This window comes from Actinoplanes subglobosus (genome assembly GCF_042650585.1).
Lineage (GTDB): Bacteria > Actinomycetota > Actinomycetes > Mycobacteriales > Micromonosporaceae > Actinoplanes > Actinoplanes subglobosus.
Genome location: NZ_JBHSBL010000017.1, coordinates 821,094 through 841,358 on the forward strand (window position 1 = coordinate 821,094; position 20,265 = coordinate 841,358).

Here is a 20,265-nt window from a genome sequence, read left to right on the forward strand (position 1 = left end):
CCCCGCCGGGGTGTCATGATTCCCTACCGTGCGGACTGAAGGAGTGCTGGCCGGGCTCGATCCGGAACAGCGGACGGCGGTGACCGCGCCCGCCGGTCCGGTCTGCATCCTGGCCGGCGCGGGCACCGGCAAGACGAGGGCGGTCACCCACCGGATCGCCTACCGGACGATGTCCGGCGAGATCAGCCCTCGGCACGTGCTCGCGGTCACCTTCACGGCTCGCGCCGCCGCCGAGATGCGGGCCCGGCTCGGCGCGCTCGGCGCCACCGGGGTCCAGGCCCGGACCTTCCACGCCGCAGCGATGCGCCAGGTCCGATACTTCGCGCCACGTCTGCTCGAGGGCCGGCAGATGCCCGAGCTGATGGAGAGCAAGGCACGGTTGGTGGGCCTTGCGGCGGCCAAGGCGGGGGTACGAGCGGACCGTACCGTCGCACGAGACCTCGCCGGTGAGATCGAATGGGCCAAGTCGTCCCTGGTCGAGCCGGGCGAGTACGTGGTGGCCGCGGCCAAGGCGCTGCGCGAGCCGCCACACGAACCGGCCCGGGTGGCCGAGGTGTTTGCCGCCTACGAGCAGCTCAAACGCCGGCAGGGCGTGATCGACTTCGAGGACCTGCTGCGTGCCGCGGTCTGGGGGATCGAGGAGCACCCGGACGTCGCCGACCAGATCCGCGCGCAGTACCGGCATTTCGTCGTCGACGAGTACCAGGACGTCAACCCGTTGCAGCAGCGGCTGCTGGACGCGTGGCTGGGCGGCCGTGACGACGTGACAGTGGTCGGCGACGCGAGTCAGACGATCTATTCGTTCACCGGGGCCACCTCGGCGTACCTCATCGACTTCCCGCGGCAGCGTCGCGGCGCCGTGGTGATCCGGCTGGTCCGTGACTACCGCTCCACGCCGCAGGTGGTCGGGCTGGCCAATGCGGTGATCCGGCAGGCGCGTGGCACCGAGGCGAAGCTGCGGCTCGAACTGGTCGGTCAGCGGCCGCCCGGGCCCGAGCCGGAACTCAAGATCTTCCCGGACGAGCACGGCGAGGCGGTCGCGGTGGCCCGGCGCTGCCGGGACCTGATCGCCGCGGGCACGCCGGCCAGCGAGATCGCGGTCCTCTTCCGCACCAACGCGCAGTCCGAGACGTACGAGGAGGCGCTCGCCGACGCCGAGGTGCCCTACGTGGTGCGCGGCGCCGAACGGTTCTTCGAGCGGTCCGAGGTGCGGCAGGCGATGGTCGCGCTGCGTGCCGCCGTGCGGTCCACCCCGGGGGAGACGCCGCTGGTCGAGGCGGTCGTGGAGGCGCTGGCCGCGACCGGGTGGAACCGGCATCAGCCGCCGTCCGGCGGCGCCGCACGCGAGCAGTGGGAGGCGCTGGCGGCCCTGGTCGCGCTGGCCGAGGAGTACGCGGCGTCCCCGGAGATCCTGCCGATCGGGGAGGCCGGCCGGGTCCAGCGGGAGGTCTCGCTCTCCGCCTTCAACGACGAGCTCGCCCGCCGCGCCGAACAGCAGCACGCGCCGACTGTGGCAGGAGTCACTCTGGCTTCGCTGCACTCGGCCAAAGGCCTCGAATGGGACGCGGTCTTCCTCGTCGGGCTCGCCGACGGCACCCTTCCGACGACGTACGCGAAAACGGCCGAGCAACTCGAGGAGGAGCGTCGTCTGCTCTACGTCGGGGTGACCCGCGCGCGGCAGACGCTGTGGTTGTCGTACGGCCAGTCGCGCTCCCCGGGCGGGCGGACCCGTCGCCCGTGCCGGTTCCTTCCGCAGCTCACACGTGGTGGTGGCGAGGAAACCCGTACCACTGAGCCGGGTCGGAAACCCGACCGTCGCCGCCCTCAGGTGTCCCTGTGCCGGATCTGCGGGGCCACCCTGCTGGCCGGCGCCGATCGTAAACTGGGCCGCTGCCCGAGCTGTCCGTCCGACCTCGACGAGGACCTCTACGAGCGCCTCCAGGTGTGGCGTGCGAGCACCGCCGCGGAACTCAAAGTCCCTGCATACGTGGTGTTCACGGACGCGACGCTGGTGGCCGTGGCGGAGCGCCGCCCGGAGGGTCCGGCCCAGTTGCTCGCGATCGCCGGAATCGGTCCCCGCAAGCTGGGTCAGTACGGCGACGCGGTCTTCGCTCTGGTGGCCGGAGCGAGCCCTGATGATCTTGCGACGAAAAACTTTGAAAACTAGTCCGTTAATTCGTTTGCCCTCCCGTGTAGGGCAGGCATAGCCTCAGGACACGCCTTGGCGAGCAGTGGGTTCGCCTGGGTTTCGACTACGAGTGCAACGCAATGGAGGAGGTGGCAGAGATGAAGCTCGACATCACGATGACAGTTCCGTCAATGCTGCTGAACCCTGCCTGCGCTCTGCCCGTTCCGCTGCCCGCCACCGCCGCTCCGGCGTGGATGGCCGCTGAGCGGACCCAGGTTGAGCTCGTCCGGATTCTGCCGACCGCGGCAGCGTTCGCTCAGGCTCCGCGGGTGCACCAGGTCCCGGCCCAGGCCGAATTGGGCAAATCGGCCCTGGTGCGCGTCGAAGGCAACAACGGGACCACTGGCTTCAAGGGCAGCAACAGCACCATCTCCAGCAAGCGCTACACGGATGGTGATGGCGGCGCCCCGCCTCGAGGAAGGCCGGTCTGACAACCAGACCACCGGCTCACCTCGAGGCCGCGGAACCCTTAACCGGGATCCGCGGCCTCGAATTATTTTCCGGCCGAACCGGCCGGATGTAAGACGTGAAACGCGATCCAGAAGATCGAGAAGAAGAGAGAGGTGACCGGGCTTTATGAGTCTGGCGCTGGCCCCGATCGACATGACCGTCGACATCGAGGCAAACCTGCCCTGTCGGAAGTTCGACCCGGACATGTGGTTCTCCGACTCCCCGGCCCAGCTTGAGCTGGCCAAGTCGCTCTGCGGGGACTGCCCGCTGCGCGCCGAGTGCCTGGCCGGTGCGGTCGACCGTGCGGAGCCCTGGGGTGTCTGGGGTGGCGAGATCTTCGAGCGTGGCGCTGTCGTCCCGCGCAAGCGGCCCCGTGGCCGTCCGCGTAAGGCCGACGTCGCTCGCGACGCCGAGCTGGCCGTCGAGGTGGAGGAACGCCTCGCCGCCAACGGTCTCGACACCCGCAGCTCGGTTCGACTGGCTGCATGAGATGACCACCGTTCCCCTGACCGCGATCGACACCCGAAAGCCGAGTTCCGAAATGACTTCGAACGGAGACATGAAGATGAGACTCATCCACGAAGCGTTGTCCAGGGCCCGAATGCCTCGGCCTCAGCGTGACCGTGCACCTGAGGCTTACCGCTCCGCCCGCCGTATCACCATGGAGGCCCGCACCCGGGCGTCCCGTGAACTCGGCGCCGGACTCTGACGACCACCAGCGATGAGTAACGGCCCATCCGCCGATGCGGACGGGCCGTTCACTTCTTCCCGCCCACAGCACCGAATTCGTCCCGGCTGTGCATGACTTCGGCCCGGCCGGAGTGGACGGCTGTCGCGGTCATGTCCAATGCCGACAGTTCGTCCGCGTTCGCGCCCGGCGGTGGCACCGTGTTTGCGACCTACCGACAGTGACAGTTGTCACAGTCCGGACTGACGGTGTCGGTCGCGGCCGGCCACCGCGACGGGAGCTGCATTTCATCCTCGCCATGGCGACGACAGGAGCACACGAGCCGTGATGGTGACCGCTGACCGCGCAGCCCGTCGCGCGGTGGTCAGAGATCGCCGACTCGTTCCGGATCCGAAGGCAGGGGCCGCAGCGCACCGCGTTGAGGATGCGGGCAACGAGGATTTCTGGCCGTGGACCGAAAGGGATCTGACGAGACTGAGGTTCGCCGATCACGGTTGCAAGAGTCCCGTGGGGCCGATCGTATGTGCGGCCATGGGAGACGGTGGCCGGGATTGCACAAGGGACCCCGGGTGGCGAGGCCCCGCATGCACTGGATCAGGTGACCGGAGCGAAGCCAGGCAACCACTTCTGGAGGATCTCGCGGTAGCCGGCTTCCGCCTCCAGTTGACTGAGGACCCCGATCGAACCGAGCGTCACCCGATGGATCAGCAGGTAGGACGGTGGCAGGTTGAGTTTGCGGCTCAACGCGTACGCCGGGCCCCGCGGATTGGCCAGCCGGGCCGCCTCGTTGCGGATCCAGCTCCGGGTGAAGCGGAAACGGTCGACCGCGACCGGCTCGATCATCGGCAGCAGGAAGTCGAGCAGCGCCTCGGCGTCGATGTCGTCGGTGGCCTTGACGAAGCCCTCCTCGCGCAGCCCGTCGACCACCGCCTTGGCCTCGCCGTCCAGGGCGAGCCGGACCAGGCGGCCGATCGGCTCGGGATGGCCCTCGGGGAGCCGGGCGACGGCGCCGAAGTCGATGACGCCGAGACGCCCGTCGGGGAGGATCCGGAAGTTGCCGGGGTGCGGGTCGGCGTGCAGCAGCCCGGCCCGGCTGGGTGCGGAGAAATGCAGGATCGCCATCAGCCGGCCGGCCTCGTCCCGGTCGGCCTGGCTGCCGTCGGCGATGACCGCGGCCAGCGGGGTGCCGTCGACCCACTCGGTGACGAGGACCTGCGGCGCGGACGCGACCACCCGGGGCACGAAGATCTCCGGGTCGTCGGCGTAGGCGGCGGCGAACGCCCGCTGGGTCTCCGCCTCCATCTCGTAGTCGAGCTCCTCGACGACCCGGTCACGGAGCTCGGCGATCAGCGGTTTCACGTCGATGCCGGGCTGGATGATCTTGAACATGCCGGCCAGCCGGGAAAGCTGTTTCAGGTCGGCGACCAGGGCGTCGCCGGCTCCCGGATACTGCACCTTGACCGCCACGGGCAGCAGCTTCGGTTTCGCGTTACGCCGGGCGGCAGGCAGTTTCCACACCGCGCGGTGCACCTGGCCGATGCTGGCGGCGGCGGCCGGGCTGTCGTCGAACTCGGCGAACCTGTCCCGCCAATCCGGCCCGAGCTGCTCGGCGAGCGCCCTGTGCACGTTCGCCACCGGCATCGGCGGCGCCGCCTCCTGGAGCTTCGTCAGCGCCTGGCGGTAGGGCCCGGCCATCTCGTCCGGCAGGGCCGCCTCGAAGACCGACAGGGCCTGACCGAATTTCATCGCCCCGCCCTTGAGCTGCCCCAGCACGCTGAAGAGCTGCTCGGCGGTCCGCTGCTGGATGTCGGCGGAGATGACGTCGGAGGCGATGCCGACAGCCCGTTTACCGAGGCCGAGCGCGGCGCGCCCGGCGAAGCCGAGCGGCAGGGCGGCGAGCTTTGCGGTCCGGGACGCGGCGCGGCGCGGTATGTCCGTCACCAGATCATTGTGACCGACGGCCCCCGCTCACCCGGCCCGTCGCAAGGTGGTTTGGTGGTTATGCGGTGAAGGTCCCGTGAAGGTTGGCCTCCGGCGGCGCTGCTGGCACGCACAGGCCGGGTGCGGGACCCAGGTCCGGCGGCGGAACCGGCCGGGCGCGGCGATCTCCACGGCGGCGCCCACCGTCTCCGGGGTGCCGCCGTCCAGGAAGGCAAGGACCTCGCCGGTCGCGTAGGCGGTGGCGGCGAGCAGCGTGGCCACCGCGCACGGCTCGGCGCCGCCCGGCGCGGCCGCCGGCGCACCCGTCCAGCCGCCGTCTCGCTCGCGTCGGTGCAGGTCGAGGCAGTGCAGGCAGGGTCCGCCGGTGGCGGGCACGAGAGGGCCGATCACGGCCACACCGTCGCGGATCGCGACGGCCAGGTGCGGCTGTCGCCGCGCGGTGAAGCCGGCGGCGAGGAGGGCGGCCGGCTCGTCGTGGGCGAGTTGGACGACCAGGGACGCGGGGGTACGCCGCACCGGATGCACCCCGGTGCCCGGCGCGGTCCGCAGGATCGCCGCCTCGACGGCGAGCCGCCGCGGGTCGCCGACGTCCTCCGGCCGCAGCGGTGACCCGGTGATCTCGGCCGCCCCGACGACTCCGGACAGGTCGGGGTGCACGTGACCGATGCCGGCCTCGGCCAGGGCGACCGCGATGGTGGCGCCGAGCCGCCCGCGGCCGCTGACGACGACCCGGGCGGACCGGCGGTGCCGCAGGACGCGTGCTGGTGACGGCCCGTCCCGCGGCCCGGACCGCCGGCCCGCTGAGCCGAGGGCGAGAGCGGCCGCCTCGCAGGTGAGCCGGTGCCTGGTGCCGGCCGGCAGGGCCGGTGGCAGCAGCGCCGGAGACGGGAGGACCAGGCCCGCGGAGTGGAGCAGGTCCAGCAGGGCCAGCGTCTCCGAGGTGGGCACGCCCCACTCGGCGGCCCGGGTCAGGACGAGCCGCTCGGAGTGTCTGCCGTCGAGCAGGTCGAGCACCCCGGCGGTGCGTGGATCGGGCAGCTGGAGGAGCACGGCGTGCTCCGGGTCGACGCCGAGCTGGAGCTCGCCGGGGGTGCGCCAGAAACGCGGCAGCCCCGGGATCAGTGTCGGCCTGGGCAGGGGTGTCCGGTTCATGAGTGACAGGGTGTCACTGCGAAGCTGCGGAGTGATGATGTTATCCACAGGCCCCCACTGCCCTGGCGAGGGTTGTCCACAGCTTTACGGAAGTTATCCACAGGTGCTCTAGTGGCTCACTTGACACAACGTGTCTGAGTGAACACGGTTACGGGTGGAGCGTGCCGGGGAGGACAGCCGTCTCCGGCTGCCCTCCCCGGATCTCGTTCACGCCTTGGCCTTGCCCAGGATGCGGTTCATCGTGGTGCCGCAGACCGGGCACTTGCCCTTGGCCATGTTCATGCCGGTCTTGGAGACTGCCACCTCACCCTGGAAGTCGCGCTTCTCCTTGCACTTCACGCAGTAGCCGTTGTACGTGTTGTCGGCCACGGTTCCTCCTCGTCGTTTCGTCGGCCGCCCGGCCCGGGCCCCTGTTGCGGCGCGGGCGCGAACATGCCACGCGGATGTGGCCACCCGTCCGGGGCGGTCACTTACCCAGGTCAGGCCGGTTCCATGTCAGCGCAGCGTCGGCGCTGTCGCCGACGACGTGAGTGTGCCGGTCCTGCGTACCCTTTTTGGCCAGTTTTGCCGGGACACGCCGACGATTCCCATCGTAAAGGCATAAAACGGACAGAAATGCCGGTTGGGCGTGTGAGTTGATGATGGTCTAGGTTGACGGATGTCACCGATGTTGCCGGTGAGCAAAATTTTTTCGGGTATATGCGGGCGAAGTGCTCATATACCGCGACCGTCATTGTCCGTACTCTTGCGGTAACAGGGGTGCGGCGGATTAGCGTCTCAATGTGAACCCGAATCTGGGCCACGCGAGCCGGTAATGGCCCGCGTGCGCAAGCCTGTCGTGGAAGTGCGGCGCAGCCAGCGCCGGCGACGGACGGTGTCCGCTTATCGCGACGGCGAGCGAGTCGTGGTGCTCATCCCGGACCGCTTCTCCCGCGCGGAGGAGACGGAGTGGGTCGAGCGCATGCTCGCCCGCCTGGAAGCTCGCGAGGAACGGTTGCGGTGCACCGACGCCGAGCTGCTGGCCCGCGCCCGCCGTCTGATCACCCGCTATCTGGCCGATCACGCCGACCGGGTGGTTCCGGCGAGTGTGCGCTGGGTGACGAACCAGAACGGGCGCTGGGGCTCCTGCACCCCCGACGACGCGACGATCCGCATCTCGCACCGGATTCAGGAGATGCCCGACTGGGTCATCGACTACGTGCTCCTGCACGAGCTGGCCCACCTGCTGGTGCCCAGCCACAACGCCCGCTTCTGGGACCTGGTGAACCGCTTCCCCAAGGCCGAGCGGGCCCGCGGTTACCTCGAGGGCGTCTCGGCGGCCGGCAGCCTGGTGATGGCCGAGTGAGGCCCGTCGTGGGCACGGTCCGGCGGTCCGGTCACCGATGATCCGGCGCCTCCGGCGATGTCGGGGGTACGCCGGAAGCACCCGCCCGCGTGCACGCTGAGTAGGGTGACGCTGTGACGCGGCGTGTAGTGGTGACGATGCTGGTCCCGGTGCCGTGGAGCCCACCCGGCGTCGACGTGGCCGCCTGGCGTGCCGCGATGGCCGAGGACGTGGTCGACCTGCTCGCCCGCCTGGCCCAGGCCGAGGCCGCGATCGCCGCGACGCCGGCCGACCGGGCACTGGCCGAGGAGATCGCCTGGCCGGGCATGCGGATCTACGAGGTGCCGGCCCCGACCGTGCTGCCGGTGCTGGCGGCGGCCACCGCGGACGGGTTCGACCAGGCCGCCGTGATAGCGGGGGACGCTCCCGACGTACCGGGAATGACTCTGGGCAAGCTCCTCCGGCCCCTGGACGGCAAAGCGGTGGCTGTCGCCCCCGCGGGCCCCGGCGGGGGCCTCTTCGGTGTCGCCACCGGGCTGCCCGCGCCGGACTGGCTGGCCGACCACGACCTGGACACCGCGTCGGCCCAGCTCCTGCGCAAGGGCGCGCCCGCGCCCGGCGAGGTCACCTCGACCCCGCCCTGGCGGCGGCTGCGCGGACCGGCCGACCTGGCCGGTCTCGACCCCGCCCTGGAGGGCTGGGAGAACACCCGGGCCCTCCTCGGCGGATAGGTCAGTCCTCTTTCGGGCCCTCGCCCAGGTTGTCGAGCTCACTGATGTCCCAGTCGGAACGGCCGCGGGCGAACGCCTCCGGGTCGGCGAAGTCCTCGTCGGTCGGGAGCAGGTCGGGGTGGTCCCAGAGCGCGTCGCGACCCGGGATGCCCCGCTGCTCGGTGACCGCCGTCCACAGCACGCCGGCCTCGCGCAGGCGGCGTGGCCGCAGCTCCAGACCGACCAGAGCGGCGAACGTCTGCTCGGCCGGGCCACCGGCGGCCCGGCGGCGGCGGAACGCCTCACCCAGTGGCACCACCGACGGCAGCCGGTCGCCGGCGGCGGCGTCCACCACCTGACCGACCCAGCCCTCGACCAGCGCGAGCGCCGTCTCCAGGCGGGCCAGACCGGCTTTCTGCTGCGGGGTGTCCTCGGGCGTGAAGATGCCCTCGAGGGCCATCGCCTGCATCGACTCCGGGTCGGTCGGGTCGACGCGGCTCATCGCCTCCTCGATCGCCTCCCGGTTCACCGTGATGCCGTTGGCGTAGGTCTCGACGGCACTCAGCACATGGGCCCGCAGCCACGGGACGTGCCCGAAGAGCCGCTGGTGGGCCGCCTCGCGCAACGCCACGTACAGCCGGACCTGGTCCTCGGGGAGCTCGAGCCCGGACCCGTACGCCTTGATGTTGGAAGGGACCAGGGCCGCGGTGCCGGCCGGGCCGAGCGGAAGCCCGATGTCGCCCGCCGAGAGCACCTCGGCCGCGAGCTGGCCGAAGGCCTGGCCGAGCTGACCACCGAAGAGCGCGCCGCCGAGCGTGGCGACCATCGACTGCATCGGGCCGAGCTGGAGGCGGGCCTCCTCGGGAACCAGGTCGCCCATCGCGCCCACCATGCGGCCGGCGATCGGCTCGCACAGCTTCTTCCAGACGTCGAGGGTGTTGTAGATCCACTCATTGCGGTTCCACGCGACGGATTTCCGGATGCCGCTCGGGAGCGCGCACACCGGATCCAGCCACAGGTCGGCGAGGCGCAGGGCCTCCTCGACCTGGTGGCGCTCCAGCATGTTCACCGCGGGGTCACCGGTCGCCGAGAGCTGGCTGGCGGCGACCTGGCGGGCCAGGTCCCAGTTGACCGGGCCACTGCCGGGCGCAGCGAACATCTGCTGCAACTGCGCCATGAACTGCTGCATCTGCTGCGGGTCGGAGGGGTCGGGCGGCTGCGCGCCCGGCAGGGAGAAGCCGAACGGGATATCAGGCACGACCCCAACGGTACGCGCGAAAAGCCCGTAGCGGACGGAGGGAGGTATCAGCTCAGAGAGAACTCAGACAGGGTGGGTACGCTCACGCGCATGAGACGTCGCGGTGTCACCGTCATCCTCGGCGCCCTGATCACCGCTCTGCTGGCTGCCGGTGTCATGGTCGCACCGATGCCCTACGTGGTGCTCAAGCCCGGACCCACGGTCGACACCCTCGGTGTGGAGAACGGCACCGAGGTCATTCAGGTCACGAAGGGTGAGACCTCGAAATCCGCCGGCCAGCTGCGTCTCACCACGGTCAACGTGCAGTCGCAGGTCGAGCTGGTGTGGGCGATCCGCGGCTGGCTGAGCGACTCCGACGCCGTGGTGCCGCGTGAGCTGATCTACCCACCGGACCGCAGTGAGCAGCAGGTCCAGGAGCAGAACGCCCAGGAGTGGAAAGAGTCGCAGACCAGCGCCGAGACGGTCGCGCTGCGCGAGCTGGGCTATCCGGTCCAGGTCTACGTGGGCAAGGTCACGGCCGGCGGCGCCTCCGAGGGCGTGCTCCAGGCCGACGACGTCATCACCGCTGTCGACGGCACCGCGATCACCCGGGACAGCCAGATCGCCGAGCTGGTCCGGGCCAAACCGGCCGGTACCGCGCTGACCGTGTCCTACGAGCGGGGCGGCAAGGCCGCGACCGCGCGGATCACCTCGCGGCCGGACGCGTCCGACGGCACGCCGCGGATCGGCATCGAGATCGCCACCCGGCAGCCACACCCGTTCGAGATCGAGATCGACCTCGACAAGATCGGCGGCCCGAGCGCGGGCCTGATGTTCACCCTCGGGATCATCGACAAGATGCGCCCCGAGGACCTCACCGGCGGCAAGATCATCGCGGGTACGGGCACGATCGACGACGACGGCAACGTCGGCCCGATCGGTGGCATCCCGCAGAAACTGGTCGGCGCCGAGAGGGCCGGGGCCGTGCTCTTCATGGTCCCCAAGGACAACTGTGCGGAGGCGTTGCGCAACGCCCGGCCCGGCCTGACCATGGCCGAGGTGGCCACGGTGGACGACGCGCTCACCGCACTCAAGACCTTCACCGCCGGCGGCGACCCGAAGCCGTGCACGGCATCGTGAAAGCACACGCCGGTAGTGACGGGACAGTTCTGCCGCGTATAGAAGCTGGATGCGACATCGTTAAGGTGAAACACCGGCCAGACGAAGTGTGGAGCCAACGTTGGTCATGCGTAACAGTCCTCTACCGAGGATGAGCCGGCGCGGTCGCGTGACCGTCGGCGTCCTGGTCGGGGTCTTCATTCTTTTCACGCTGCTCGGTTGGGGTATCGACGCGTACACCGACTATCTGTGGTTCGACGAGGTGCAGAAGACCGCGGTCTTCTCCGGGGTGCTCACCACCCGGCTCGTCCTGTTCCTCGTGGTCGGTGCGGTGATGACATTGATCGTCGCCGGCAACCTCTACCTGGCATACCGTCTGCGCCCGCTGCTGCGCCCACATTCAGCGGAACAGGCCACCCTGGAGCGCTACCGGATGATCCTGGCGCCCCGTCTGGGCACCTGGATCACCGTCACCGGTCTCGTCATCGGCTTCTTCGCGGGACTCTCCGCGCAGGCCCGCTGGGGCGACTGGATGCTGTTCCGTAACGGTGGGACGTTCGGGGAGGTCGATCCCCAGTTCGGCGTGGACATCTCCTTCTACATCTTCGAGTACCCGCTCTGGCGTTACCTGCTCGGTCTCGGCTTCACCGCGGTGGTGCTGTCCGTGATCGGCTCGCTCGCCGTGCACTACATCTTCGGCGGTGTGCGCCTGCAGGGCGTCGGTGACCGGATGACCACTGCGGCGCGTGCCCACCTGACCTCGCTGGTCGCGGTGTTCGTGCTGCTCAAGGCTGTGGCCTATGTGCTGGACCGGCGTGCGCTGCTGCTGGAGCAGCACGTGTCGCCCGGTCTCTACGGTGCCGGCTACACCGATGTGAACGCGCTGCTCCCGGCCAAGGAGATCCTCGCCTACATCTCCGTGGTGGTGGCGATCGCGATCATCGTGTTCTCCAACGCGGTGATGCGCAATCTGGTCTGGCCCGGTGTCTCGCTGGCCCTGCTGGCGATCTCGGCCGTCGCGATCGGCGGGATCTACCCGTTGGCCGTGCAGAACTTCCAGGTCAAGCCGAGCCTCTACGACAAGGAGGCGGAGTACATAACGCGATCCATCGAGTCGACCCGGGCGGCGTTCGGCCTGGAGAACACCGAGGTCTCGGAGTACCCCACAGGTGACGGCCGGCCACCGGAGGACCTGGCCGCCGACCCCAGCGCGCAGAACGTCCGGGTGATCGACCCGCAGCTCGTCTCGCAGGCGTTCACCGTGTCGCAGCAGTCCCGGGGCTTCTACGACTTCGGCGAGAAACTCGACGTGGACCGCTACACGATCGCCGGCAAGACCCAGGACTACGTGGTCGGCGCCCGTGAGATCGACGACGAGAAACTGACCGCGCAGCAGAGCAACTGGCTCAACCGGCACACCGTCTACACCCACGGCTACGGCCTGGTGGCGGCGCCGGCCAACCAGAAGTGCGACACCGGTCTGCCGCTGTTCGCCTCCGGCCTGCTCGGCAGCGAGGGCGGCGCGGAGAACGTCAACAAGTGCATCACGCCGACCCAGGAGCTGGAAGCCCAGCAGCCGCGGATCTACTACGGCGAGAAATCCACCGAGTACGCGATCGTCGGCCAGGCCCCGGGTGGCAAGAACGTCGAGTTCGACCGGCCGCGGGGTCAGAGCACCAACTCCGGCGAGGAGTACTACACGTACTCCGGCAAGGGCGGCGTCGAGATCGGCTCGTTCTTCCGCCGGATGATCTTCGCGATCAAGAACACCGAGAGCAACTTCGTGCTCTCCGGCGCGGTCAACGACAACTCCAAGCTGATGTACATCCGTCAGCCCCGGGAGCGCGTCGAGAAGGTGGCCCCGTTCCTCACCATCGACGGCGACCCGTACCCGGCCGTCGTCGACGGGCGCATCGTGTGGATCCTCGACGGTTACACGACCGCGAAGACCTACCCCTACGCTCAGAAGATCAACCTGGCCACCGAGACCGAGGACCGCCTCACCGGTACGGGGTCGTTCGCGCTCGCCCGTGACGACGTCAACTACATGCGCAACTCGGTCAAGGCGACCGTCGACGCGTACGACGGCACCGTGACCCTCTACGAGTTCGACGACAAGGACCCGATCCTCAAGGCGTGGAACAAGGCGTTCGGCGGCGACCTGATCGTGCCGAAGGCGCAGATCCCGCAAACGCTCGCCGACCACTTCCGCTACCCGGCCGACCTGTTCAAGGTGCAGCGCAACCTGCTCACCAAGTTCCACGTCGAGGACTCGCGGGTGTTCTTCTCCGGCGAGGACTTCTGGCAGGTGCCGAACGCGCCTGACGCGCCGCAGAGCGGGTTCCAGCCGCCGTTCTACCTCAACGTCAAGCTCCCCGAGCAGACCGAGAGCCGATTCCAGCTGACCGCCGGCGTCACCCCGCTCAAACGGGAGAACATGGCGGCCCTGGTCTCCGGGTCGTACATCAACGGCGAACCGAGGCTGGAGATACTCCAGCTACGCGACAACACCATCGCACCCGGCCCGGTCCAGGTGCACCAGCTGATGGTCAACAAGGAGAACATCGCCAACCAGCTGACCCTGCTCAACCGGGGCGGCCAGGCGTCGGTTCTCTACGGCAACCTGATCTCACTGCCGCTGGGCAACGACATCCTGTACGTCGAGCCCGTCTACGTGAAGAGCAGCCAGGCCAATGCGGCGCCGCTGCTGCAGAAGGTGCTGATGTCCTACGGTGACGGCGGTTCCTACGTCGTCCTCGAGGACAACCTCACCAAGGGTCTCGAGGCGCTGGCCGCTCTCGGCAAGAACGGCGCACCGCCGACCTCGCCGACGAACCCGACCACGCCAACACCCGGGGCCACGCCGACCCCCAGCACCAGCGTCTCGCCGTCCGCCGCGCCGCCCACCGAGGTACCCGGCGACCTGGCCGCGGCCGCCGCAGCCGTCGACAAGGCGATCGAGGACCTCAAGGCCGCGAAGCGGTCCGGTGACCTCACCAAGGAGGGCCAGGCTCTGATCGCCCTCGACGAGGCCATCAAGCGGTTCCAGGACCTCGACAAGACGCAGTCCGGCGCCAGCGCCAGTCCCTCGCCCACGCCAGGCGGGTGACGACCGTCTCCGGGGGCCGTTTTGCGGTCCCCGGAGACGGTGCGCTAGGGTTGAGAAACCGACGCGGGGTGGAGCAGCTCGGTAGCTCGCTGGGCTCATAACCCAGAGGTCGCAGGTTCAAATCCTGTCCCCGCTACGAGTGCAGGGGGCCCTTGTCCGCGGAAAGCGCGGACCTGGGCCCTCTTCGCGTTTCCCGGGGGGCCGAGCCCCCCGGACCCCCGCGTTACGGCTGGTGGCGGGTTGGTCTGTGGCTCGGGTTACACCGTTGCGGTGGCTTCGCCTGCCCGCCCGGTCGGCTCTCTCGCTTGCTCGGTTCACTCGGCCTCTCGGTTCACTCGGACGCTCGGTTCACTCGGCCTCTCGGTTCACTCGGCCTCTCGGTTCACTTGGTCGCGCGGTTCTCTCGGCCTATCGGCCTATCGCCCTCTCGCTTTCCCGCGCTTTCGCCCTTTGCTTCCTTGTTCTCGCTCTCCCGCCCCCTGCCCTCTCGCTTCTTCTCCGCCTCGCCGCCTCTCCGCCTTGCCGCCCTGCGGTCTTGCCGCCCTGCGGTCTTGCCGCCCTGCGTCGCGGGCTCTCTCTGCCCTGCCTTTTCGTTGATGGTGGGGGTGGTTGTGGGGTGGAATAGTCGCTGATCGATGGGGTCGGGCGGCGGAGGGCGTACATCGTGGTGCAGGAGTTTCGTTTTGTCATCGTTGGTGGCGGTCCAGCCGGGTTGCAGCTGAGCTACTACCTCCAGCGGACCGGGGCGGACTATGTGGCGCTGGAGCGGGAACCGGAGCCGGGTTCCTTCTTCCGGGTGTACCCGCGGCACCGGAAACTGATCTCGTTGAACAAGGTGCACACCGAGAGCCCGGTGCCGGAGATCCGCCTGCGATGGGACTGGAACTCGCTGCTCAACGACGATCCGGAACTGCTGTTCCCGAAGTTCAGCGACGAGTACTTCCCGGCCGCCGACGACCTCGTGCGGTATCTGGGCGAGTTCCAGCGGGTGCACGGCCTGAACGTCCGCTACGAGACCCCGGTGACCCGGATCAGCAAGCCGGACGACCGGTTCGAGGTCACCACCGCTGACGGGACCGTCTACCGGGCCGAGTGCCTCGTGGTCGCGACCGGGTGGGGCATCCCGTACGTGCCGGCGATCGAGGGCATCGAGTTGGCGACCGGGTACGAGGCGATGGACGTCGACCCGGCGGGCTACGCGGGGCAGCGCGTCCTGATCATCGGCAAGGGAAACTCGGCGTTCGAGACCGCCGCGACGCTGCTGCCGAAGGCATCGATGATCCACCTGGCCAGCCGTCAGCCTCTGAAGCTCGCCTGGAACACCAAGCACCCGGGGCACGTGCGCGCGCACTACGGCGCGATCCTGGACAGCTACCAGTTCAAGACGCTGCACTCGGTGCTGGACTGCACGATCGACCGGATCGAGAGGGCGGACGGCCGATTCCGGGTGCACATCACGTACACCCACGCCGAGGGGGAGACCGCGGTCCTGGACTACGACCGGGTGCTGCGGTGCACCGGATTCCGGATGGACACCTCGCTGTTCGACGACGACATCCGGCCGGAGATGGTCCGCGACGGCCGGATGCCCGGTCTGCGGCCGGACTGGCAGTCCACGAACGTCGAGAACCTGTACTTCGCCGGCACCATCGCGCAGGCCCGCGACGTGCAGCACGCGTCGTCGCCGTTCATCGACGGATTCCGCTACAACCTGCGGACGTTCACCAGGATGCTGCGCGAGCGGTACGACGGGGTGCCGCTACCGGCCACCGAGGCCCCGGGCGACCCGGACGGGCTGACCGCGCGCATGCTCGACCGGATCAACTGGAGCTCGGCGCTGTGGACCCAGTTCGAATACCTGTGCGACGTCTACGTCCGGGCCGGTGACGGCTTCACCCACTACGAGGACCTGCCGGAGGACTACGCCACCGAGCGGTTCGCGGCCGAGCCGCACTGGTACACCGTCGCGCTGCGCTGGGGCCGCGAGGACTACGGCGACGTCTTCGCCATCGAACGCCGGCCCCGCCCCGAGGTGGCCGCCGAGAGTGCCTTCATCCACCCGGTGATCCGCCGGTACCGCGGCGCCGAACTCGTCGAGGAGCTGCACCTGCTGGAGGACCTGCTGGCCGAGTGGCGCCGGCCGGACCGCCACATCGACCCGCTGGCCGCGTTCCTGACCCGGCAGCTCGTCACCGGCGGATCATGACCTCCTCCAGCGGTTTCCGGCGCAGATCCGGCACGCGGGCGTCGCGTGCCGGAAAGCCGACCGGCATCACCACGTAGGGCCGTTCCTCCGGCGGCCGCCCGCACACCTCGTTGAGGAACCGCATCGGGCTGGGCGTGTGCGTCAGGGTGACCAGGCCGGCGTGGTGCAGCGCCGCGATGAGCAGCCCGACGGCGATGCCCACGGACTCCTTCGGGTAGTACGGCTTCGGGCTGTTCGGCCCCTGGTGCACCTCGAAGACCACGATGACCACCGGCGCCTCGGTGAGGAACGGCTTGTGCCAGTCGGTGCCGATCGGTGCGAGCGCGTCCAGCCACTGCTGGGACGCGCGGCGGGCGTAGAACTCGCGCTCCTCGGCCTCGGCGGCCTCCCGCAGCCGGCGTTTGTGCTCGGGATCGGTGAGGACGACGAAGCGCCACGGCTGGACGTTCGCCCCGCTCGGTGCGGTCGAGGCGGCCCGGACAGCCGCCTCGACCACCTCCGCGGGCACCGGGTCGGTGGCGAAGTCGCGGACCGACCGGCGGCGGGCCATCCGGTCGGCGAACGCGCGCGCGTCGGCGGTCATGTCGGCGGCCGACCGCCGCTCGACACCGATCGGGATCGTCCCCAGCACTGCCTCGGTCATCGGTGGCCTCCCAGCGAAACGGCTGGTTCCAGCATCACCCGGGGCGGCGGCGGTGTCGTTACGCGTACGTGCTCTACAGTCCGACCGCGTCCACGACGTCGCGGAGCTCACCGCGCCGGGCGGCCGCGGCGCGCTGCCGGGTGGCGCCGTCACCGTCGCGGGCCAGCCCGGCCAGCCAGCCGTCCACCCGGACGTCGTCACCGGCGGCCTTCAGCGCGGGGCGGGCCGACTCCACGAGACGTTCGGCCAGGTCCGCGGCCGGGTGCAACCGTCCGGTCAGCACGTCGACGCCGTGCCCGGCCATCCCGTCGCGGGCGGCCCGCCAGTACGCCAGGCGCATCAGGTCGGGACTGGTCACCGGTCCGGGGTCGCCACGGTCGACGGCCTCGCCCGCGACGGTCACCAGCGCCCGCACGAGAGCGGCGAGCGCCGCCGACTCGGCCGCCGTCACCGGCACGTCCGACACCCGGACCTCGACGGTCGGCCGGGAGGCGGAGAGCCGCACGTCCCAGAAGACGGTGCCGTGGTCGACCAGGGCACCGGCCGCCAGCATCAGGTCCACGTTCGCGTCGTAGTCGGCGGCGGAGGTCACGTACGGCGGCGGGCCCGCGACCGGCCACCGCTGCCAGGTGACGCTCCGCCAGCTGGCGAAGCCGGTGTCACGCCGCGCCCAGAACGGCGAGTTCGCGGTGAGCGCGAGCAGCACCGGCAGAACGGGGCGCAGGTGGTTGCCGATGCGGGCGCCTCGGTCCCGGTCGGGTTCCTCCACGTGGACGTGCACCGCGCAGATCGCCAGGTCGTCGTGCAGACCACGGAACATGGCGTTGCCCCGGTCCTGCCGCGGGCCGGTGGTGATCGGCGGCGGGACATATTCCCCGAGCAGTGGTGAGCCGCTGGCGATCAGCCGCAGCCCGGAGCCGGCCGCCGCGTCCCGGACAGCGGTCCGTCCACCGGACAACTGGGTGTGCAGGTCCTCGATCGTGTGACACGGATCGGTCCGGGTCTCCACCTGCAGCTCGGTGATCTCGCCACCGACCCGGTCGCCCAGCACCGGCCGGGCCCGCTCGACGACGGTCGCCGCCGCCGGTGTCACCTCGCCACCGGCGCCGACGACCAGGAACTCCTCCTCCACGCCCACCCTGTGCACCACAGAAACGCCCTCCGCGACTGTCCACTACCGACAGCCGGGACCCTACCGAAGGAGCGCCGCACCGGTGAGTCGTTCGGCGAGACCCGCCAGCAGGGCCGTGCGCTCCGGCATCCGGCGCAGGTCGACGTACTCGTCGCGGGCGTGCGAGCCGCCACCCACCGCACCGAGGCCGTCGATCGTCGGCACACCGAGCGCGGCCGTGAAGTTGCCGTCCGAGGCGCCGGCCGCGTGCGCACCGTCCGGTGGCGGCACACCCAGGTCCCGGGCCACCTGCCGGACCAGGTCCAGCAGCGGACGGGCCAGCGCCGCCTCCATCGGGTACCGGTTGATGCCACCCTCGACCCGCAGTGCCGCCTCCGGCAGCCGTGGGGTGAGCCCGCGGATCGCCTCGTCGACCCGCTCCAGCTCGGCACCGGTCCAGGCCCGCACGTCGATCGCGACACTGGCCTGCTCCGGGACGGTGTTCGTGGTCGTACCCCCGGAAAGAAGTGTCGGGGTCACCGACGTGCCGCCGATGTCCGGTGCGCCGAGCCCGAGCAGGGTCAGCACCTGATGGGCCACCTCGACCGTCGCGTTGACGCCGCGATGCGGTTCGGCGCCGGCGTGGGCGGCCCGGCCGCCGGCGACGAGCCGATACACCGAGCCCCCCTTGCGGGCCACCTTGACGTGGCCCTCGGCGGTCGCCGGCTCGCACACCAGGACCGCTCCGGAACGCCGCGCCTGCCGTTCGATGAGTTCGCGGGAGGTCACCGAGCCGGACTCCTCGTCGCCGGTGAGCAGCACACCGACGTGTGAGGCGTCCGGCAGCAGGCTCAGCGCCGACAGCATCTGCACGATGCCGGCCTTCATGTCACAGACGCCCGGCCCGGTCGCCAGGTCACCGGCCACGGCGAACGGGCGGTCCTGTGTGGTGCCGGCCGGCCAGACGGTGTCGTAATGTCCGAGCATCAACACCCGCTGCTGGTCGGCGGCCCAGAGCAGATGCGGGACGCCGTCCACGACGACACGCCGGCCGGGCCGGCCGAGCGCCCGGTCGAACCAGCCGGTCAGCAGGTCGGCGCAGGCGTGCAGGTGCGGGGATGAGCCCGGCGGGGACTCGTACGACACGAGCGTCTCCAGGCGGTCCAGCATGCCCTGGTTCATGTCGTGCGCGGTGGCGAGCAGGGTTTCCGAGGTCATACCCTCACGATCGCCCGAGGCGCACCGGGCCGTCACCCGCTCGATTGCTAGATGCCGTAGCCCTGCTCGACGATGCGCTGAGCCATCGGGGCGTACTCCTCGGCAGCCTCCGGCGCGAAGGTGCCGAGACCGTCCACATAGCGGTTGTACATGCAGAACGCGGCCGCGATGAGAACCGTGTCGTGCAGCTCGATGTCGGTGGCACCCTCGTCACGCGCGGCCGCGATCAACTCAGGCGTCACCGCGCGCCCCGACTGCTGTACCGCACCGGCGATACGCAGAAGAGCCTTCGTCTTGGCCGGGACAGGAGCGCTGTCCAGATCGGCACGCACCCGTGCCACGATCGAGGTGCCATCGGCGACATCCGCGGCGGCATACTGGGCGACTGCGAACGCCGAGTGCGACGAGCAGCAGAAATGGCACTCGTTCAGCCCCGACACATACGCCGCGATGAGCTCCCGCTCCGCGGCCGGCAGTGAGTTGGGTGCCCGCAGCAGCACCTCGGCCAACTCGTTGAGCGGCTTGGCCGTCTCCGGCCGATACCGCATCGGCCCGGTGATCCCCGGAAAGTTCTTCTCATCCACGCCAAGATCGATGTAAGCCATCCCTCCACCCTGGCGAACAACCTCCATAGTGCTCATCTCCCAACGTGCTCAACCCAAAGCCCACCCAAACCCCCACCTGCAACCCTCCCCGAACCCACAGAAGGACATCCCACACGAGGAGGCAACAGTGCGAAGGACACCCCTGATCGTCGCGTTCACCATGCTCGCTGCCATGCTCGCCAGCGGCTCGAACACCGTCTTCCTCGACACCGGCGGAGTAGGCGGAGGCAGCGGCATCGAAGCCACCGAAACAGCAAACCGAGGCGGAGAAACCGGAACCCTCCTAGCGGGAGGCACAGGCGGCGGAACCAGCACACCCCCCAACCCCTCGACTTCCGCGCCCCTGTAAGTCCACCACCCAAAAATTGCCCCAGAAATCTCATAAAGGGCAAGACGGCGAGAGGGCAAGACGGCGGGAGGGCGAGGCGGCGAGAGGGCAAGACGGCGGGAGGGCGAGGCGGCGAGACGGCGAGACGGCGAGGCGGCGAGATGGCGGGAGGGCGAGGCGGTGAGGGGGCGGGAGGGCGAGGCGGTGAGGGGGCGGGAGGGCGAGGCGGCGAGAGG

General features: G+C 69.9%; 16 protein-coding genes and 1 tRNA gene. 9 read left to right on the forward strand and 8 right to left on the reverse strand.

Going from position 1 to position 20,265, the window contains the following annotated elements:
• Positions 1–28 precede the first annotated feature (28 nt).
• The 3 genes from ACFO0C_RS21800 to ACFO0C_RS21810 all read left to right on the forward strand — a co-directional run bounded on the left by ACFO0C_RS21800 (position 29) and on the right by ACFO0C_RS21810 (position 3,127).
• Positions 29–2,167 (forward strand): ATP-dependent DNA helicase UvrD2, encoded by a 2,139-nt coding sequence (locus ACFO0C_RS21800; RefSeq protein ID WP_378068484.1) that lies wholly within the window; start codon positions 29–31, stop codon positions 2,165–2,167.
• Between the two features lie 119 nt (positions 2,168–2,286).
• Positions 2,287–2,619 (forward strand): hypothetical protein, encoded by a 333-nt coding sequence (locus ACFO0C_RS21805; RefSeq protein WP_378068485.1) that lies wholly within the window; start codon positions 2,287–2,289, stop codon positions 2,617–2,619.
• Positions 2,620–2,764: 145 nt separating this feature from the next.
• The gene (locus ACFO0C_RS21810) at positions 2,765–3,127 is read left to right on the forward strand and encodes a WhiB family transcriptional regulator (protein WP_317790250.1); all 363 of its coding nucleotides are present in this window, start codon (positions 2,765–2,767) and stop codon (positions 3,125–3,127) included.
• 793 nt (positions 3,128–3,920) lie between these two features.
• Here ACFO0C_RS21810 and ACFO0C_RS21815 read toward each other — a convergent pair.
• From ACFO0C_RS21815 to ACFO0C_RS21825, 3 genes are all read right to left on the reverse strand, one after another.
• A complete protein-coding gene (locus tag ACFO0C_RS21815) occupies positions 3,921–5,267 on the reverse strand; it encodes an ABC1 kinase family protein (protein ID WP_378068486.1) in 1,347 nt (448 codons plus the stop codon).
• A 27-nt stretch (positions 5,268–5,294) separates the two neighbouring features.
• Positions 5,295–6,419, reverse strand: a complete 1,125-nt coding sequence (locus tag ACFO0C_RS21820) for a hypothetical protein (RefSeq protein WP_378068487.1) — start codon at positions 6,417–6,419, stop codon at positions 5,295–5,297.
• Positions 6,420–6,626: 207 nt separating this feature from the next.
• Positions 6,627–6,788, reverse strand: coding sequence for a DUF5679 domain-containing protein (locus ACFO0C_RS21825; RefSeq protein ID WP_170153756.1), 162 nt, complete (start codon positions 6,786–6,788; stop codon positions 6,627–6,629).
• 445 nt (positions 6,789–7,233) lie between these two features.
• Between ACFO0C_RS21825 and ACFO0C_RS21830 the strand changes: the two genes are divergently transcribed.
• Complete coding sequence (locus tag ACFO0C_RS21830) at positions 7,234–7,764, forward strand: M48 metallopeptidase family protein (RefSeq protein ID WP_378068488.1); 531 nt, start codon at positions 7,234–7,236, stop codon at positions 7,762–7,764.
• Between the two features lie 113 nt (positions 7,765–7,877).
• Complete coding sequence (locus ACFO0C_RS21835; RefSeq protein WP_378068489.1) at positions 7,878–8,474, forward strand: hypothetical protein; 597 nt, start codon at positions 7,878–7,880, stop codon at positions 8,472–8,474.
• A 1-nt stretch (position 8,475) separates the two neighbouring features.
• On the opposite strand, the gene ACFO0C_RS21840 is transcribed toward ACFO0C_RS21835, so the two are convergent.
• Positions 8,476–9,711, reverse strand: coding sequence for a zinc-dependent metalloprotease (locus tag ACFO0C_RS21840; RefSeq protein ID WP_378068490.1), 1,236 nt, complete (start codon positions 9,709–9,711; stop codon positions 8,476–8,478).
• 90 nt (positions 9,712–9,801) lie between these two features.
• On the opposite strand from ACFO0C_RS21840, the gene ACFO0C_RS21845 reads away from it, so the two are divergent.
• The 4 genes from ACFO0C_RS21845 (at position 9,802) to ACFO0C_RS21860 (ending at position 16,124) form a co-directional block, all read left to right on the forward strand.
• The gene (locus ACFO0C_RS21845) at positions 9,802–10,830 is read left to right on the forward strand and encodes a YlbL family protein (protein ID WP_378068491.1); all 1,029 of its coding nucleotides are present in this window, start codon (positions 9,802–9,804) and stop codon (positions 10,828–10,830) included.
• A 106-nt stretch (positions 10,831–10,936) separates the two neighbouring features.
• Entirely contained in the window at positions 10,937–13,918 is a 2,982-nt protein-coding gene (locus ACFO0C_RS21850; protein WP_378068492.1) for a UPF0182 family membrane protein, read from the forward strand.
• 62 nt (positions 13,919–13,980) lie between these two features.
• Positions 13,981–14,054: transfer RNA gene (locus tag ACFO0C_RS21855), tRNA-Met, on the forward strand.
• Between the two features lie 528 nt (positions 14,055–14,582).
• A complete protein-coding gene (locus ACFO0C_RS21860) occupies positions 14,583–16,124 on the forward strand; it encodes an NAD(P)-binding domain-containing protein (protein WP_378068493.1) in 1,542 nt (513 codons plus the stop codon).
• On the opposite strand, the gene ACFO0C_RS21865 is transcribed toward ACFO0C_RS21860, so the two are convergent.
• From ACFO0C_RS21865 to ACFO0C_RS21880, 4 genes are all read right to left on the reverse strand, one after another.
• Entirely contained in the window at positions 16,108–16,707 is a 600-nt protein-coding gene (locus ACFO0C_RS21865) for a nitroreductase family protein (protein ID WP_378068530.1), read from the reverse strand. The two genes, ACFO0C_RS21860 and ACFO0C_RS21865, sit on opposite strands and share 17 nt — an antisense overlap.
• A 133-nt stretch (positions 16,708–16,840) precedes the next feature.
• The gene (locus ACFO0C_RS21870) at positions 16,841–17,905 is read right to left on the reverse strand and encodes a carboxylate-amine ligase (protein ID WP_378068494.1); all 1,065 of its coding nucleotides are present in this window, start codon (positions 17,903–17,905) and stop codon (positions 16,841–16,843) included.
• Between the two features lie 54 nt (positions 17,906–17,959).
• On the reverse strand, positions 17,960–19,096 hold the full coding sequence (locus tag ACFO0C_RS21875) for a M20/M25/M40 family metallo-hydrolase (protein WP_378068495.1): 1,137 nt from the start codon (positions 19,094–19,096) through the stop codon (positions 17,960–17,962).
• Positions 19,097–19,143: 47 nt separating this feature from the next.
• Positions 19,144–19,701, reverse strand: coding sequence for a carboxymuconolactone decarboxylase family protein (locus ACFO0C_RS21880; protein ID WP_378068496.1), 558 nt, complete (start codon positions 19,699–19,701; stop codon positions 19,144–19,146).
• Positions 19,702–20,265 lie beyond the last annotated feature (564 nt).